At 42.5% G+C, this 254-nt stretch carries 1 protein-coding gene; it reads left to right on the forward strand.

What is annotated here, in order from left to right:
• The coding region (locus ACVCZW_RS00140) for a hypothetical protein (RefSeq protein ID WP_452231298.1) at window positions 1–254 on the forward strand (254 nt) is incomplete at both ends.

The following is a 254-nucleotide window of genomic DNA, read 5'->3' on the forward strand; positions in this document are numbered from 1 at the left end:
GCCAGCAGGAACAGTAGATATCGTAATAGATACAACTACTTTACCAACAGGATCGACATTAACAGATGGAACAGAGCCAACCGAAGTAACGGTACCAGTAAGTGGAACAGTTACAGCAGGAACAGATGGTTATACTACAGCAGGAACGGTAACCGGAACAGTATATAACGATGAAGATGGTGATGGAACACAAAACGGAACAGAAACCGGATTTACTTCTCCAGTAACTGTATTTGCTGATTTAGATGGCGATG

It is taken from the genome of Lacinutrix sp. MEBiC02595 (assembly GCF_053601555.1).